Origin of the sequence: Nocardia sp. bgisy134, from assembly GCF_965341865.1 — a bacterium.
Classification (GTDB): domain Bacteria; phylum Actinomycetota; class Actinomycetes; order Mycobacteriales; family Mycobacteriaceae; genus Nocardia.
Map to the genome: position 1 here is coordinate 82,760 of NZ_CBDQZP010000015.1, position 15,162 is coordinate 97,921.

The following is a 15,162-nucleotide window of genomic DNA, read 5'->3' on the forward strand; positions in this document are numbered from 1 at the left end:
GGGCTCCACACGAACTCAACCGGCCGACGCCGGTCGAGGGCGCCCGGTCAGGACACCGCGGGAGACGCGACCGGCGTCGAACATCGGGTCACCGCAGGGGCCGGGCGACCGTGTCTGGGATATGGCGTGTCCGCCGAGACCGCGCGGAAGCACGCCACGGGCCGGTGATTTCGCAGCATCCGCTCGTAGGTCCGCGCCGAGGCCGGCCACGGGTTGGTGACGCGCCCGGCGCGATCCTTGTACCAGCTCGGCCCGGTGATGGGCCACACCGTCTTGGCGATCGCCCGATCGAGCCATCGCCGATGGGCGCGCATCGCCTCCTCGTCGACTTCGATCGCCGCGGCGCCGAGCCGGTCGCGCAAGCGCAGGCAGTCGAGGATGTAGTCGATTTGACGTTCTTTCATGGCGGGGTTGCTGCCCGCGGGGTTGAACGAATTGGGCCCGGCGATCAGGAAGGCGTTCGGATAGCCGGGGACGGCCAAGCCGAAGAACGCGCTCGCGCCGGTGCGCCATTGCTCGTGCAACACCCTCCCTTCCCGCCCGCGCACCACGACCGGGACGAGGAATTCCGGCGCCCGGAAACCCGTGGCGTAGACGATCACATCGACTCGATGGCAGGTCCCGTCGGCGGTCACCAGACCGTCGCCGACGATGCCCGTGACCGGCTCGGTGACCAGTTCGACGTTGGGGCGGTTGAGGGTCGGGTAGTAGTGGCTGTCGAAGATGATGCGTTTGCCACCGATGGGATAGTCGGGTGTGAGTTTCGCACGCAATGCGGGGTCGGGGACCTGGCGGTGCAGGTACCGGCGGGCCAGCCATGCGGCGGGCCGCGCCGACCACCCCCGCCGCATGATCGGCGCCAGCAGGGCGTCCGCACCGTGGTCGAGCGCCTGCCGGTAAAAGTGGTGCGCGCCAGGCAGACTCAGGCCCGCTCGGGCCAACGGCCCGAACTCGGCCGGAGGCTTCGGCAGCACCCAGTGCGGTGTGCGCTGGAACAGGCGTACCCGCGCGGCGGCGGCCGCGAGGGTCGGCAGGATCTGGGCGGCGCTGGATCCCGTGCCGATCACCGCGATGTCGCGACCGCGCAAGTCGTGCCGGTGATCCCATTCGGCGGTGTGGAACGACAACCCGGCGAAGTCGGTCCGCCCCTCGATGTCGGGCAGATACGGGCGGTGCAGCTGGCCGACTGCGAAGACGACCACATCGGCCACCGACCGGCCCGTGGCCGTGGCCAGCTCCCAGCGGCCCTGCTGCTCGAGGTAGGTGGCCGCGGTGATGGCTGTGCCCAGCCGAAGGTGCGGCATCAGATCGCACTCGACAGCGACCCGACGCAGGTACTCGAGGATCTGTCGCTGTCCGGGATAGCGGATGTGCCTGTCGCGATAGGGCGCGAAGGTGAACGAATACAGGTGCGAGGGGACATCGCAGTTGCAACCCGGATAGGTGTTGTCCCGCCAGACCCCGCCGACGTCGGCGCTCTTCTCGAAGATCACGAAATCCTCGAATCCCGCCCGCTTCAGAGCCACTCCCATCCCGATACCACCGAATCCGGCTCCGATCACGGCCACGCGGCAACTCGACATTCCGTTACCACCTCCCTTTCATTGTGAGTGAATATTCAGCTACCTCACTATTCGTGCGGCGGAATGGGACGGATGGGAGGCATTACCTCCTTGCCGAAACAGACCGAGCGGAATCCGAGAAACAGCGGCTACCAAGGTGGTTCGCCCTCGACGTAGGTACCACCAAGCGGTCGATTGATATCGAGCGAGTCGGCCCCCCTGCAGCGAAATTCCCCCGGTGGCACACCTTCGGCTAACCCGTTGAAGACGTGCGCCTCATGTCGATCGTCGGCGTCGAACCGCGCAGCGCCGACTACCCGACGGCCGGCCCGCGACGCGCCACCACCTTGCGGTAGCCGATGCGCCACCCCCGCGGCTCCCGCAGCAGCACGTCTTCATACACCGCGGACGCGCTCGTCCCGTCGGCCGCGACCGCCAGCGCCTTCGACCGCACCCGCACGTTCTCGCGATCCTGGCCGACGATGACGATATTGGTGACGTGATGCCCCATCGGCTGATTCGCCGCATCCCGACTGCCGCGCGCCAGGTCCCGCATCGCCCGCAGTCCATGCAGCGTGCCGTAGCCGTAGTCCGTCAGGTCGAAGACCACGTCGTCGGCGAACACTTCATCGAGCCGATCCCACGCACGATCGTCGGCCAAATGCCCGTGCAGGGCGATCGTTTCGTGAATCGCGACGCGGTCCGCCACGGTGATGTCCGGCATCTCGTCACCTTTCGGAATCCGTGGGCCGATTCGACGAGCGCATCGGACGCGACGCGAAACGGAGGGCCCACCCCATTTATCGCCGGGTACGATACGGGGTGCCCACCCCATTTAGCAAGAAGGCAGTCGAACAGATGGGAGAGAACCCCAGCTCATCGGGTCGCATGCGGGCCGATGCGCGACGCAACCGCGACAGGCTGGTGACGGCGGCGAGTGCCGTGATCGCCGAGGCCGGGGCCGACGCGTCCCTGGAGGAGATCGCCCGCCGCGCCGGGGTCGGATCGGCCACCTTGCACCGGCACTTCCCGAGCCGCGAGATGCTGCTGGAAGCGGTGCTGCGCGAACGCGTCGAGGTCTTGTGCACACGGGCCGAGGATCTGCTGACCGCGCCGAATGCCAGTGCGGCCCTGGTGATGTGGCTGCGCGATGTCGTGGCGCACGCGGCCACCGCACGAGGTCTCGGACCGGCGCTGACGGGGTACAACTCCGATCCGGGGTTCTCGCCCCACGCCATGATCAGGGAAGCGGCACGACAACTCGTCGATCGCGCCCGACGCGAGGGCTCGATCGCCTCCGGTGTCGCGGTCGACGACGTCCTGCAACTCGCCAACGGCATATCCCTGGCCACCGAATCCCTTCCCGATCCGGCACAACGCGCCGAGACCCTGCTCGGTCTCGCCGCCAACGGACTCCTTCGCCGCGCCGACGACAAGTGACAGGTTCACCATGCCCGACGACAACGATTTCTCCCCCACCAGCCGACGGCGGCACATCGTGCGGCTCGCGGTGTCCGTCGCGTTCCTGCTCGCGATGTTCTATCTCGTCGCCATCGCGCGAGTGATCGACGTCGACGGCGTGCGCGGCATGATCGCGGCGACCGGGCCCGCGGCGCCATTGGCCTACGTGGTGGTGTCGGCCGCGCTCGGCGCCGTCTTCGTTCCCGGCCCGATTCTGGCGGCTGGGAGCGGGTTTCTTTTCGGACCGCTGCTCGGAACGTTCGTGACGCTGGGGTCGGCCGTCGGGACGGCGGTCATCACCAGCTTCCTCGGGCGCCGGGCGGGCCGCGAGAGTACGCGCGGGTTGCTCGGCGCCGAACGCGCCGCTCGTATCGACGCGCAGATCGAGCAGCGCGGCTTGTGGGCCGTCGTCGGGCAACGCTTCGTCCCCGGTATCTCGGATGCGCTGGCGTCGTATGTGTTCGGCGCCTTCGGAGTTCCGTTGTGGCAGATGGCCGTCGGATCGTTCATCGGATCGGCGCCGCGGGCATTCGTCTACACCGCGCTCGGCGCGTCGATCGGCGATCTGTCGGCGCCCCTTGCCTATTCCGCCATCGCGGTCTGGTGCGTCACCGCGATCATCGGAGCCTTCGCCGTGCATCGCGGATATCGGAGCTGGCGGGTCCGCGGCGCAGAGCGGGAGCGCGAAGCGGTGTCGGACGGCGCCGCGGAATCGGCCGGCTGAACCGAGGTCGTGCGGTCTGGTTCTTCGTCCGGCACCTCGGCCGCGTCGGAACGTCACCGGCCTGACATGACGGGAGCGGCGTCCGACCATCAGCCGGGCGCCGCTCCGACGGCGAATGCTTCCGCTATTTCATGAACTTCAGCAGGCCCAGGTTCGGTTCGAGCGCACCGTCCTGACCGAGCGCCAGGAAGTCCGCCTCCACCTCCGAGCGTTCGAGCTTCCCCGCGCGCACCGCGCGGTAGCGCACGAACGACCACAGGAACACGTCGAGGTTGTCGAAACGGGTGCCACCCTCCAGCACCTCCTCTTCGTGAAACCACACGGCCACTTGACCGTTCGCGAGCACGACATACAGATTGCCGCCGCCGTCCGCGCCGACCGAGTAGACATCGTCGTCGGTGAGCTCGGTCGTGTAGTCCGAATCGCGTATGCCGCAATCGTTTTCCGCGAACTCGAAACCGTAGGACCAGTCGAAGATGTCCAAGAACTGCGGCAACCGGCCCGAGCGGACCCGGCGGTCGAGCGCGGCCAAGGCCGTCGCGTCGGCGGGGGCCAGGCGCTCGAGAAACGGTGCGACCGAGCGGGTTTCCTCCGGCACGTGGACGGGACTGGCATCGGGGAACCACCGGGCCAGGTCGGCGTCGAGATCACGGTCGGTGTAGCCGACGAGGTCGGCGAGGGTGAGCGTCACGGACGGATTGTAGAAACACCTGCCGACAACCGGAGACGCGCGACAACTACATCGGCACTGTCGCTTTCCGGGGTGCGCCGAACCAGCACGACAGCGCTTCACTCGCCCACTCCCCTCGGAGTCCTTCGTCGCGTCCTCGGTCGTCGACAACTCACGCATGCTCGCTACTCCCCTTCTCGCAGATTCCGACGTTCGGCCGGCGATTCTGCGGCACACCCGGGGTTTTGCCGCAAGGCCCCGGGTGCGACTCTCGGAGACTTCTCACCGGGCTGGGCACGCTCGCCGAGCAAGCGACGAGAACGATCAGGAATCGAGAAGCGCAGGTCACCGGGCCGTAGCTAACGTTCTCGCTATCGACGTCCACCCGGCAGATCGCCGGGTTGCTCGCCTTCGGAGGAGGACTCAATGAACTGGAACAAGCGGATTCGGCTGACGCACCGGTGGCTGGCCATCGCCTTCACCGCGACCGTCGTCGTCACCATCGCCGCCTTGGCGCTAGAGGGTCCGGTCTGGGTGTCGTATCTACCGCTGCTCCCGCTCGCCCTGCTCCTGTTCTCCGGCCTCTACCTCTTCGTGTTGCCGTATGCCATCGGACGCAATCGACGAGCCGCGGACATCCCATCCCGGCAGGCCGCTGCGAACCGAGGTCGCTCGACGGCCCAGTGGATCCGGCAGCTGCACCGCTGGTCGGCGATCGTTTTCCTCTCGACCGTTCTCGCCACCTTCGTGGCCTTGGCGCCGGAAGAGCCGATCGTCTGGGTGTCCTACCTCCCGCTGCTCCCGCTCGCCGCACTCCTGTTCTCCGGTCTCTACATGTTCGTACAGCCGTATGCCGCCAAGCGGCGCGGCGCCCGTCGGACACTCTCCGCTCCGGCCGACGCGTAGGTACAGGCTGCCGAAACGCTCGTCGCGTCGCCCGCCACCGAGCGCGGTGTCGCTGCCCTGTGCTCCCGATCCCACCGGCGACAGTCGGGCCGGCTCGGAGCGTGGCGGCGTTCCCACGGCCGACGGGGAAGCGATCCGTCCTCCGCATCGACATGCGGAGGACGGATCGCAACGAATCACGGACAGCGCGGCGGAAATTCCCGCACCGCGTGCCGAAGCATCAGCCGACCGTCACCAGCTCCTCGGTCGCGCTCGCGGCGGGAGCCGGTGCGGGCTTGCGCCGCGCCGGGAGCAGGACCCCGACGGTGACGGTGCCGATCGCGAGCACGATCGCCGCGATCAGACTGGTCTGCGAGACCGCGTGGGCGAAGGCCGCATCGGCGGCGGAGACGAGTTGCGCGGCCTGCTCCGGCATTCCGGCCGCACCGATCCGCTCGGCCACGATGAGCGCGCCGCCGATCGAATCCTGCGCCGCGTCGGCCGCTTCCGCGGGCAGACGGCCCGCGACGACAGGACCGATCTCGTCGCTGTAGGCACTCGCCAGCAGGGAACCCAGGATGGCGATGCCCAGCGTGCCGCCGAGTTCGACGGAGGTATCGTTCACCGCGCCTCCCACGCCGAGCAGCCGTTCGGGGAAGGCGTCCATGATGGCGTCGGTGGCCGGGGAGACGCTGAGCCCGATCGCGAGGCCGAGCAGCATCAGCGGCCCGACGAACGCCGCGTACCCCGACTCGGCATCGACGCGGGTGAGGATCATCAGCGCCAGAGTCCCGACCGTCATACCCGCGACAACCATCGTCCGCAGTCCGAGCCGAGGGGTCAGCACACCGGTGATCGCCGAGCCGACGAACACCGCGCCCGCCAGCGGCAGCAGCCGCACACCCGTGTCCAGCGGGTCGTAGCCGAGGACGAACTGCAGGTGCTGCGTGATGTAGTAGATCGCGCCGAACGCGGCCAGGAAGAACAGCAGCACAGCGAGATTCGCGCCCGCGAACGCGCGGTCACCGAACTTGCGGATGTCCAGCATCGGGTTGGGGTGGCGCAGTTCCCAGGCGGTGAACGCGGCGGCGGCGAGAGCGGCCAGCGCACCGGCGATCACCGCGGAGGTGTGCCAGCCGTTGCGCGGGCCTTCGATGATCATGTAGACCAGCGCCGCGACGGCCACGACCGACAACGCACCGCCCATCAGGTCCAGCCGCTGCGTCGCCTGCGCCCGCGAGGGCGGGACCAGCGCCAGCGCCGCGACGAACGAGCCGACGGCGATGGGAACGTTGATGAGGAAGGTCGACGCCCATCCGTTGTCGATGAGCAGCCAGCCCGCCACCAGCGGCCCGACCGCGATGGCCAGGCCGGTGGTCGCCGTCCAGATCGTAATCGCCACGGCGCGTTCGCGTTTGGGGAAGGTCGCCACGAGCAGCGACAGCGTCGCGGGCATGATCATCGCGGCCGCCGTGCCCATGATCGCGCGGGCGACGATCACCAGGTCCGCGCTGTCGACGACCGATCCCAGCACCGCGCCGCCCGCGAAGACGGCGAGGCCGAGCAGCAGCATGCCGCGGCGGCTGTACTTGTCGCCGATCGCGCCCATGAGCAGCATCAACGCGGCATAGGGGATGGTGTACGCGTCGATGATCCACTGCAGATCCTGGCTCGACAATCCCAGGTCGACGGTCATATCCGGCGCGGCGACGATCAGCGACGTATTGGTCATGACGCCGATCAGCACACTCAGGCACAGCACCGCCAGCGCGGCCCATCGCCTGCCGTAGACGGCGCCCGGTTCCACCGGCGTGGTGACTAGCAGAGACACGTCCGTTCCTCTCGGTAAATGCACACTGCCGTGCAATTGCACGTTGTTGTGCAATCTACGGAATTTGCACAGCAACGTGCAACCGTGCGACCCTGGAACGTGAAGGGACTCACACGACGACGACAGGAACCATGACTTCATCCGCGACACCGGGCACCCGCGCGCATGCCAATCGACGGCACATCCTCGACGTCGCAGCGGGCGAGCTGGCACGCAACCCCGCGGCCAGCATGGAGGAAATCGCGTCCGCCGCAGGCGTTGTGCGCCGAACCCTGTACGGCCACTTCCCCACCCGCGAGGCATTGATCGACGGCATCCTCGACCTGGCCTCGGAGGACATCGCCCGAACCCTGCGCTCGCTCGACCCCGACGAACCGGTCGCCGTCACCTCGGCGCGCTGCACGATCGCCCTGTGGCGAGTCGGCGACAAGTACCGCCTGCTACTCAGACTCGCGGAAACGACGCTGGGGACGCGCATCGAAGAGCGACTGGCGCCGGTGCACGAGAACGGCGCCGAGACGCTGCGCCACGGACAGCACCTCGGCGTCTTCTCCGACCACCTTCCCGCCGAGGTACTGTCCCGCGCCCTCGCCGGCCTGGTCCTCGCCCTGCTCGAGGCGCGCAACGACGAAACCTGGACCGACCCCGAGCCCGAGGTGGCCGCGGCCCGCGCTTGCTTGATCACCTTGGGCGTCCCCCCCGTCGAAGCAGGCGAAATTGCCAGAGCAGCAGCTTCTTTGGAGAAATATGAGCCGACACCGGCACACAGCCCCGCCGGTTAGAGCACTCGGCCGACACCCCACAATTTGACCCATTCCATCATGGATGATGAAATCATCATCATCATCGGGCTGGAGTCTGCCGCCGCCAACCCGATCACGCGCCGCCGATGTCGCATCGAATCGCCGCCGAGCGCAAGGGGAACATCGTGGGTCGCCAGAAGAGAAGCAAGCACCTCCGTATCGACGAGTCGTTCTGGGTCTGGCTCGAATCGCCCACGACGCCGATGCACGTCGCGGCGCTCGCGACGTTCGAGACGGACGGCGAACCGGCCGCGGAGGTCGTGCGACGCATTCTGGCGGACTTCAGGAAGCGGACCGACGTCGATCCCCGGTTCCGGACGGTCATCCGCATGCGGCGGTTCCCCCGGCGAGCTCGGCGCGCACTGGTCGACGACATCGACCTCGACTTCCACCTCCGCCATCACACACTCTCGGCCGCCGGGGGCGAATCCGAACTGGCACAACTCGTTTCACAACTGCGGTCGAGCCGGTTCGATACCCGCCGCCCGATGTGGCAGGTCCATGTCATCGAAGGACTGTCCGGGAATCGATTCGCCGTCTACCTGGCGGCCCATCACGCGCTGATCAACGGCGTCGACGCGGTCCGCTTGCTGAGCCGCTCCCTCGCCACCGATGGGGGCGCGCCGGTGGCGACTCCGGTCTGGACGATCGGCCGTCCGCGACCGACCGATATCGAGGCCCGTCGAGCAACGAAATCCCGGCCGAATCCGGCCAGAGCGTTGTTCGCCGCGGCGAAGGCCGTCGGCACGCTGTTCCTGGCGTGGCGAACCAACGCACCGCTGACCGGTCCGTTCACCGCACCGAGGTCGCGTCTCAATGTCGACATCGGCCCGCGACGCCGCGTCTGCACGGCCTCGATCGATCTGAACAGGATCAAGGATCTCTCGAAGGCCAGCGGAGCGAGTCCCAACGACATCGTGCTCGCCGCGTGTTCCACCGCGTTGCGCCGCTACCTGCTCGACATCGGCGGACTGCCGGACAAGCCGCTGATAGCGGGCTGCCCGGTCTCCATCGCGGCGCCGGAGGGATCGAACGCGGACAGTTCGATAGGCATCATGTTCGCCGACCTCGCCACGGACCAGCCCGATCCCGCCGCCCGGCTGACGACGATTTCCCGCTCGACGACCGCGGCCAAGAACCATCAGGCCGCCCTGCCGCACGCGGCGCCGCTCCCCTACTCGATTCTCGCCATGGCGCCGCACACGATCCGGCAGCTCACACCCGGCGCCGTCGAGCGCCTCGCACCGGCGTTCAACCTGATCGTCTCGAACGTGCCGGGGCCATCGCAGCCTCGCTACCTCGCCGGCGCGAGGATGGCGGGCCTCTACCCGCTGTCGCTGCTGTTCAAGGGTGAAGCACTCAACATCACCGCGGTGTCCTACGCCGGTCGAATGCACCTCGGCTTCACCGCGTGCCCGACGGCGTTGCCCGAGGTCCAGCTCCTGGCCCGCTACATCGACGACGCCGTCGACGAGCTCGAAGACCGCTACGCCACCGCGATTCCCGACCTTCCCAAACCCGCGTGAGGCCGGGAACGCATCCCCGGATTGCTATAGAATTGCTGGACGAATTCGACGCTCGAGCCTGATCGAAGGCGATGTGCACCCGGTGTGTCGAGGGTGCGGCAAGTAGCGCCCGGCCGCACGGCGGTCTTCGCGCGGAACTTCAACACGAGGCGGCGCTCATGACAGACGTCGACTATTGCGTAGTTGGTGGGGGATTTGCCGGATTGGCCGCCGCACTGCGGCTGAAACAGGCGGGTCGATCGGTGGCGATGCTGGAAGCTCGCGACCGGCTCGGCGGACGCACGTTCACCGAGGTGCGTGCGGACGGGTCCTGGATCGATCGTGGCGGCGCCTGGATCGGGCCGGGGCAGGACCGGATCCGGGCGTTGATGACCGAGTTCGGAATATCGAGTTACCAGCAGTACACCGACGGCGAGGCCCTCATGGTGGTCGACGGCAAGCGGCACCGCTACGAGGGCACGATCCCGTGGACGATGAGTCCGTGGGCGGCGCTGAACCTCGGCACGGTACTGCTCGAGCTGGGTCACATGTGCAAGGCGATTCCGCTCGAAAGGCCGTGGGCGGCGAAGCATGCCGACAAGTGGGATCGGGTCAGCCTGGCCCACTGGCTGGACAGCAATGTGCTCTCCAAACCCGCGCGTGAGCTGCTCGAGACCGCGATCGCCGGCCTCTACACCTCCGATGGCTCGGAGGTGTCGTTGCTGTTCGTGCTGTACCAGATGGCGTCGGGAGGCGGGCCCGGCTTCGTCTTGGGGGTCAAAGACGGCGCCCAGGATGCGCGACCGGTCGGAGGCATGGGCGCGATCTCCGGCGCCATGGCGGCACAGCTGGGCGATGCGATCCACTTGTCCCAGCCTGTCCGGCGCATCGATCAGGACGCCGACGGCGTGACGGTCCGCTCCGACGAGTTGACGGTGCGCTCTAGCCGGGTGATCGTTGCGGTTCCCCTGGCGATCGCGAGCCAGATTCTCTACGAGCCGATGCTGCCGGTGAATCGCTCGTTCCTGCATCAGCGCATGCCGAGCGGCTCGATCCTCAAGATCGCTGCCGTGTACGACGAGCCGTTCTGGCGTGACGACGGGCTGACGGGACAGTCGGCGGCGCCGGGCTCACCGGCGACCATCACCATCGATGCGTGCACGAACACCGGACGACCCGGGATCCTGTGTGTCATCACCGAGGGACCCATCGCGCGGCGTATCGGAGGACTCGATCCGGCCGAGCGGAGAAGGGCGATACTCGGCTCGCTCGCCGAACGTTTCGGCGACAAGGCAAGCCTGCCCGTCGATTACGTCGAGCAGGACTGGAGTGCCGAGCGGTACTCCGGTGGCGGGATGCTCAGCCACGCGCCGACCGGTGTGCTGACGCAGTTCGGTCCTGCCCTGCGCGAACCGTGCGGCCGCGTCCACTGGGCAGGCACCGAGAGCTCCGCCGTCATGTGCGGTTGGGTAGACGGAGCCGTTCGCTCGGGCGAGCGGGCGGCGAGCGAAGTACTGCAACAGGAGACGGTGACCGCGGCCGGAGCCCAGGCGTGACGCTCACTCCGACCCGGCTCGGCTCGCTGCACGTCCGCACGCTCGGCTCCGGTCCGCCCGCGCTGCTGTGGCACAGTCTCTTCGTCGACTCCACCACCTGGGCCCGCGTCGAAAACCGCCTCGCCCAGAGCCGCACGCTCCTCCTCGTCGACGGGCCGTGCCACGGCGGGAACCCGCCACCCACGCGCCGCTTCACCCTCGACCACTGCGTGGGCGTCGCGGAGGACGTCCTCGACCACCTGGGTATCGACGAGCCCGTCGACTGGCTCGGCAACGCCTGGGGCGGACATGTCGGCATCCTGTTCGCGGCCGCGCATCCGCGCCGCTGCCGGACGCTCGCGGCCGTGGGCGCGCCGATCCCGGCGCTCACCCCGGCCGAGCGACGCCGGGTCCGGTCGCTGACCGTGCTCTATCTCCTGGTCGGCGCCCGGCCGATCCGATCCCTTCTCGTCGATGTCCTGCTCGGTCCCGACGCCCGCGCGGCGGACCCCGCGGGCGCGGCACTGGTCGGCGACGCGTTTCGCCGAGCCCGCCGCACCGACATGCTGCACGCGGTCTCGGCGTTGAGCCTGGCCCGGCCGAACCTCACGCCGGTCCTCGCCACCATCGAGACGCCCACCCTGCTCACCACCGGACCCGCGGATCCGATGTGGACCGTCGCGGACGCGAAAACCGCGGCTCACCGGCTCCGCAACGGCTCGCTCGTCCTGTTCCCCGCCGCCGGGCACGTCGGTCCCCTCATCCGAGCACCCGAACTGCTGGCCGACCTCGTCACCGCCTTCTGGCGCGACCCCGCGGCAACCCTCGAAACCTTCGGCGGCGCCGCGTTCGAGGGGCGGGACCCCGGAACAGAACACTGAGTCGTCCCGATTCGGTCGTAGTCTCTTGTCGGCACAGGGTGAAAAGAATTGGAACCGGCAAGGCGCCCGCACCACGATGGTCGCATGGACGGCAACGACAACAGCGCGAACCGGATCCGATGGAACGAGCTTCCCGACGTCGTGCGCGCCGAGATCGAGCACCGTTCGGGCGCGCGAGTGCGTGCGGCCACCACGCAACCGGGCGGATTCAGCCACGGCTTGGCCGCCCGGCTCGAATTGAGCGACGGCCGAGACGTTTTCGTCAAGGCGATCGACTCCGACGACAGTCTCGCCGCGATGTACCGGACCGAGCTCGAAACCGCCGCCCGTCTGCCGTCGACGGCTCCCGCGCCGGCGCTGCGATTCAGCCTCGACACCCCCGGTTGGCTCGTCGCGATCTTCGACTACGTACCCGGTCACCATCCCCGGCTCGATCGACCAGCCGAGCTGGCGGCGGTACTGTCCACGATCGAGCAGCTGGCGGCAACTCTCACACCCAGCCCGTTGCCCGATCTGCCGACAATCGCCCAGGATTACGGGCCGCAACTACAGGGCTGGCGGAGATTCGCCGAACACCAGCCACCCGCCGACCTGGACGACTGGTCGCGGCGCAACCTCGACAAGCTCGCCGAGCTGGAATCGACCTGGACCGACCACGCCGCAGGCGAAACACTGCTGCACACCGACCTGCGCCCGGACAACATGCTGCTCCGACCCGACGGCGCCATCGCGGTCCTCGACTGGGCATGGCCCTGCCGCGGAGCCGCGTGGATCGACCTAGTCGCACTCAGCCCGGCCATCGCCGCGCACGGAATCGATACCGATCGGCTCCTCGCCACCCATCCGGTGACCAGTGACATCGATCCTGTCGCGGTCTCGGCATTCCTCTGCGCCTTGGCCGGCTACTGGGCCGCGAAAAGCCGTGAGCCCGCGCCACCACGATCACCCAGCCTCCGCCGGTACCAAGCCCGCTCGGCCAGGGTCACCACTGACTGGCTCGGTCGGCGACTCCGTTGGTGAAAAACCCACGCGAACAATGGTTCCTGCGGTGTGATTCAGTGCGGGAGCGGCAGGATCTCGACCAGAGAACCCCGGCCTACCCCGGGTGGCAACAGCGCCAGTGCGTGCGCGCCGAGCAGATCGGCCAGATGCGGAGTGCTCACCGCACCGTTGGTCCGCCAGACGCCGCCGTCGACCTGCCAGGCGGGCACGACCCGGGTCAGTTCACGGTCCGGCGCCGCCGCGTCGAGGATCCACCCTCGCAGCGGGGGTGACGGGCGGCGGCCCGTGAGAGCGCGCACCACCGATCTGCCGGTCACCAGCGTGGCCGCGATGGCCGCCAAGGGATTTCCGGGCAGCGCCAGCAGGACCCGCCCGTCGGCGAGGCGGGCGACGATCTGCGAGCCACCGGGCCGCATGCGCACGCCGTCGATCAGGATGTGCGCCCCGATCTCGTCGAGCACGTCGCGTAGCCGATCGGCCGTGCCCCGGCCCGTGGCGCCGACGCTGATGACGAACTCCGCGTCGGTGTCGAGTTCGAACCAGGATCGCAGCAGCGCGCGGTCATCGGGCAGCCGCCACAGCTTGCGGCAACCGATATCACAGCCGCCGACCTGTACCTCCAGATCGCGCCCGGCACCGATCTCGCACTACTGAACGGGCTGCTGCATCTGCTCGTCGAGAACGGCCACACCGACACGGAGTTCATCGCCGAGTTCACCGAGGGCTGGGAGGTGATGCCGGAGTTCTTGCGCGACTACCCGCCCGCCACGGTCGCCGAGATCACCGGGCTGGCCGCCGACGACATCCGGCGGGCCGCCGAACTGATCGGCGCCGCCGACAACTGGATGAGTTGCTGGACAATGGGACTCAACCAGTCCACGCACGGCACCTGGAACACCAACACTGATCAATCTGCATGTGGCGACGGGTGCGATCTGCCGCACAGGGAGTGGCCCGTTCTCGCTGACCGGGCAACCGAACGCGATGGGCGGGCGGGAAATGGGCTACATGGGCCCCGGCCTGCCCGGCCAGCGGTCGGTGCTGGTCGACGCCGACCGCGAGTTCGTCGAACGGCTCTGGGACCTGCCGCAGGGCACACTGCGCACCGACGTCGGCACCGGCACCGTCGACATGTTCGCCAGGATGGCGGCCGGTGAGATCAAAGCCTGCTGGATCATCTGCACCAATCCCGTTGCCACCGTGGCGAATCGGAAGACCGTACTGGCGGGACTCGAAGCCGCGGAACTGGTCGTCACCCAGGACGTCTTCGTCGACACCGAGACCAACGCCTACGCCGATATCACGCTGCCCGCCACCCTCTGGGTCGAGGGCGAAGGGGTGATGATCAACTCCGAGCGCAACCTCACCCTCGTGCGGAAGGCGCTGCCCGCACCCGGCGAAGCCATCCCCGATTGGCAGATCATCGCGCGCATCGCCTGTGCGATGGGATACTCCGATGCCTTCGGCTACACGCATGCCGAGGAGATCCTCGACGAGATCAAGCGGGCCTGGAATCCGAAGACCGGCTACGACCTACGCGGGGTCAGCTACCAGCGGCTGCGCGAAGGCCCGCTGCAATGGCCGATCGCCCCGGATGGGCCCGCGCGCAACCCGATCCGCTACCACAACGACGGCATCAGCCAGGAAGTACGCGCGCACCCGGACGGGTCGACGCCACGGCTGTGGTTCCCCACCGCCTCGACCTCGCATTCTCCCGCGACCTGCGCACCAAGGTCTACGTCCAGGACCGGATGCGCGAACACGGCGCCCACCTCTGGAGATGGCTCGACGACGGGGCGCATTTCTACATCTGCGGCGACGCCACCCGCATGGCCAAGGACGTCGACACCGCGCTGCGCGAGATCGTCGCGCACCACGGCCACATGACGGCCGAGGATGCCGACGCCTACGTCAAGCGACTCACCGACGACAAACGCTACGTGCGCGATGTCTACTGAACTCGCCGACCGGCGCGGCGATACCGAACGGCCGCGACGGCGGCGCGTATCGTCGCGCCCATGCGCCTGAGCACCCGCAACCAACTCGACGGAACCGTGGTCTCGGTCACCCGCGGTGAAGCGATGGCCGTCGTTCGCGTCCGCCTCACGGGAGGCGACGAGATCACCTCGTCGATCACTCGCGCCGCCGCCGACGACCTCGGCCTCGCCGAGGGCTCGGTGGTCAAGGTTCTGATCAAGGCGACCGAGGTCACTCTCGGTATCGAGTAACCTCATCTACGGTGAATACAGGCCAACAATCACTCATTCACGGCGATACTTCCGCAAATTCCCCTAATCTGGGGG

General features: G+C 68.2%; 15 protein-coding genes and 1 pseudogene. 11 read left to right on the plus strand and 5 right to left on the minus strand.

Translation table 11 applies throughout. The features are described from left to right. Nucleotides 1-47: 47 nt before the first annotated feature. Entirely contained in the window at nt 48-1,568 is a 1,521-nt protein-coding gene (locus ACRWNM_RS24915) for a flavin-containing monooxygenase (protein ID WP_431970507.1), read from the minus strand. A 307-nt stretch (nt 1,569-1,875) separates the two neighbouring features. Next, a complete protein-coding gene (locus tag ACRWNM_RS24920; RefSeq protein ID WP_431970508.1) occupies nt 1,876-2,286 on the minus strand; it encodes a nuclear transport factor 2 family protein in 411 nt (136 codons plus the stop codon). Nucleotides 2,287-2,420: 134 nt separating this feature from the next. Here ACRWNM_RS24920 and ACRWNM_RS24925 point away from each other — a divergent pair, with 134 nt between their 5' ends. Both ACRWNM_RS24925 and ACRWNM_RS24930 read left to right on the plus strand, forming a co-directional pair. Next, on the plus strand, nt 2,421-3,002 hold the full coding sequence (locus ACRWNM_RS24925; RefSeq protein WP_431970509.1) for a TetR/AcrR family transcriptional regulator: 582 nt from the start codon (nt 2,421-2,423) through the stop codon (nt 3,000-3,002). 10 nt (nt 3,003-3,012) lie between these two features. After that, a complete protein-coding gene (locus ACRWNM_RS24930; protein WP_431970510.1) occupies nt 3,013-3,747 on the plus strand; it encodes a TVP38/TMEM64 family protein in 735 nt (244 codons plus the stop codon). 124 nt (nt 3,748-3,871) lie between these two features. Here the strand turns inward: ACRWNM_RS24930 and ACRWNM_RS24935 are convergent, their stop codons facing one another. After that, nucleotides 3,872-4,597, minus strand: a complete 726-nt coding sequence (locus ACRWNM_RS24935) for a hypothetical protein (protein WP_431970511.1) — start codon at nt 4,595-4,597, stop codon at nt 3,872-3,874. A 246-nt stretch (nt 4,598-4,843) separates the two neighbouring features. On the opposite strand from ACRWNM_RS24935, the gene ACRWNM_RS24940 reads away from it, so the two are divergent. Further along, nucleotides 4,844-5,323 carry a hypothetical protein gene (locus ACRWNM_RS24940; protein ID WP_431970512.1) on the plus strand — a complete coding sequence of 160 codons (480 nt, stop codon included), beginning with the start codon at nt 4,844-4,846 and terminating at the stop codon, nt 5,321-5,323. Between the two features lie 220 nt (nt 5,324-5,543). On the opposite strand, the gene ACRWNM_RS24945 is transcribed toward ACRWNM_RS24940, so the two are convergent. After that, nucleotides 5,544-7,133, minus strand: a complete 1,590-nt coding sequence (locus ACRWNM_RS24945; RefSeq protein WP_431970513.1) for an MFS transporter — start codon at nt 7,131-7,133, stop codon at nt 5,544-5,546. A 131-nt stretch (nt 7,134-7,264) separates the two neighbouring features. Between ACRWNM_RS24945 and ACRWNM_RS24950 the strand changes: the two genes are divergently transcribed. The 5 genes from ACRWNM_RS24950 (at nt 7,265) to ACRWNM_RS24970 (ending at nt 12,877) form a co-directional block, all read left to right on the plus strand. Beyond that, a complete protein-coding gene (locus ACRWNM_RS24950; RefSeq protein ID WP_431970514.1) occupies nt 7,265-7,915 on the plus strand; it encodes a TetR/AcrR family transcriptional regulator in 651 nt (216 codons plus the stop codon). Between the two features lie 107 nt (nt 7,916-8,022). Then, the gene (locus ACRWNM_RS24955) at nt 8,023-9,462 is read left to right on the plus strand and encodes a wax ester/triacylglycerol synthase family O-acyltransferase (RefSeq protein WP_431970515.1); all 1,440 of its coding nucleotides are present in this window, start codon (nt 8,023-8,025) and stop codon (nt 9,460-9,462) included. 158 nt (nt 9,463-9,620) lie between these two features. After that, nucleotides 9,621-10,997, plus strand: a complete 1,377-nt coding sequence (locus ACRWNM_RS24960; protein WP_431970516.1) for a flavin monoamine oxidase family protein — start codon at nt 9,621-9,623, stop codon at nt 10,995-10,997. Next, the gene (locus tag ACRWNM_RS24965) at nt 10,994-11,857 is read left to right on the plus strand and encodes an alpha/beta fold hydrolase (protein WP_431970517.1); all 864 of its coding nucleotides are present in this window, start codon (nt 10,994-10,996) and stop codon (nt 11,855-11,857) included. The genes ACRWNM_RS24960 and ACRWNM_RS24965 overlap by 4 nt, the downstream gene beginning before the upstream one ends. Before the next feature lie 84 nt (nt 11,858-11,941). Further along, the gene (locus tag ACRWNM_RS24970) at nt 11,942-12,877 is read left to right on the plus strand and encodes a phosphotransferase (RefSeq protein ID WP_431970518.1); all 936 of its coding nucleotides are present in this window, start codon (nt 11,942-11,944) and stop codon (nt 12,875-12,877) included. Between the two features lie 35 nt (nt 12,878-12,912). Here ACRWNM_RS24970 and ACRWNM_RS24975 read toward each other — a convergent pair whose 3' ends face one another. Next, nucleotides 12,913-13,500, minus strand: a complete 588-nt coding sequence (locus tag ACRWNM_RS24975) for a molybdopterin-binding protein (RefSeq protein ID WP_431970627.1) — start codon at nt 13,498-13,500, stop codon at nt 12,913-12,915. Here ACRWNM_RS24975 and ACRWNM_RS24980 point away from each other — a divergent pair. The 3 genes and pseudogenes from ACRWNM_RS24980 to ACRWNM_RS24990 all read left to right on the plus strand — a co-directional run. After that, nucleotides 13,465-14,560: pseudogene (locus ACRWNM_RS24980) on the plus strand (molybdopterin-dependent oxidoreductase); the annotation flags it as partial. The gene ACRWNM_RS24975 and the pseudogene ACRWNM_RS24980 sit on opposite strands and share 36 nt — an antisense overlap. A 128-nt stretch (nt 14,561-14,688) precedes the next feature. Continuing rightward, nucleotides 14,689-14,817, plus strand: a complete 129-nt coding sequence (locus ACRWNM_RS24985; RefSeq protein ID WP_431970519.1) for a hypothetical protein — start codon at nt 14,689-14,691, stop codon at nt 14,815-14,817. Between the two features lie 60 nt (nt 14,818-14,877). Then, nucleotides 14,878-15,087 (plus strand): TOBE domain-containing protein, encoded by a 210-nt coding sequence (locus ACRWNM_RS24990; protein WP_431970520.1) that lies wholly within the window; start codon nt 14,878-14,880, stop codon nt 15,085-15,087. Nucleotides 15,088-15,162 lie beyond the last annotated feature (75 nt).

Bases quoted from the DNA above. Each gene is read 5' to 3' on its own strand.
- ACRWNM_RS24970 (WP_431970518.1), top strand. From the start codon at position 11,942: ATGGACGGCAACGACAACAGCGCGAACCGGATCCGATGGAACGAGCTT.
- ACRWNM_RS24925 (WP_431970509.1), top strand. From the start codon at position 2,421: ATGGGAGAGAACCCCAGCTCATCGGGTCGCATGCGGGCCGATGCGCGA.
- ACRWNM_RS24940 (WP_431970512.1), top strand. From the start codon at position 4,844: ATGAACTGGAACAAGCGGATTCGGCTGACGCACCGGTGGCTGGCCATC.
- ACRWNM_RS24990 (WP_431970520.1), top strand. From the start codon at position 14,878: ATGCGCCTGAGCACCCGCAACCAACTCGACGGAACCGTGGTCTCGGTC.
- ACRWNM_RS24950 (WP_431970514.1), top strand. From the start codon at position 7,265: ATGACTTCATCCGCGACACCGGGCACCCGCGCGCATGCCAATCGACGG.
- ACRWNM_RS24960 (WP_431970516.1), top strand. From the start codon at position 9,621: ATGACAGACGTCGACTATTGCGTAGTTGGTGGGGGATTTGCCGGATTG.
- ACRWNM_RS24985 (WP_431970519.1), top strand. From the start codon at position 14,689: ATGGCCAAGGACGTCGACACCGCGCTGCGCGAGATCGTCGCGCACCAC.
- ACRWNM_RS24935 (WP_431970511.1), bottom strand. From the start codon at position 4,597: ATGCGTGAGTTGTCGACGACCGAGGACGCGACGAAGGACTCCGAGGGG.
- ACRWNM_RS24955 (WP_431970515.1), top strand. From the start codon at position 8,023: ATGTCGCATCGAATCGCCGCCGAGCGCAAGGGGAACATCGTGGGTCGC.
- ACRWNM_RS24920 (WP_431970508.1), bottom strand. From the start codon at position 2,286: ATGCCGGACATCACCGTGGCGGACCGCGTCGCGATTCACGAAACGATC.
- ACRWNM_RS24930 (WP_431970510.1), top strand. From the start codon at position 3,013: ATGCCCGACGACAACGATTTCTCCCCCACCAGCCGACGGCGGCACATC.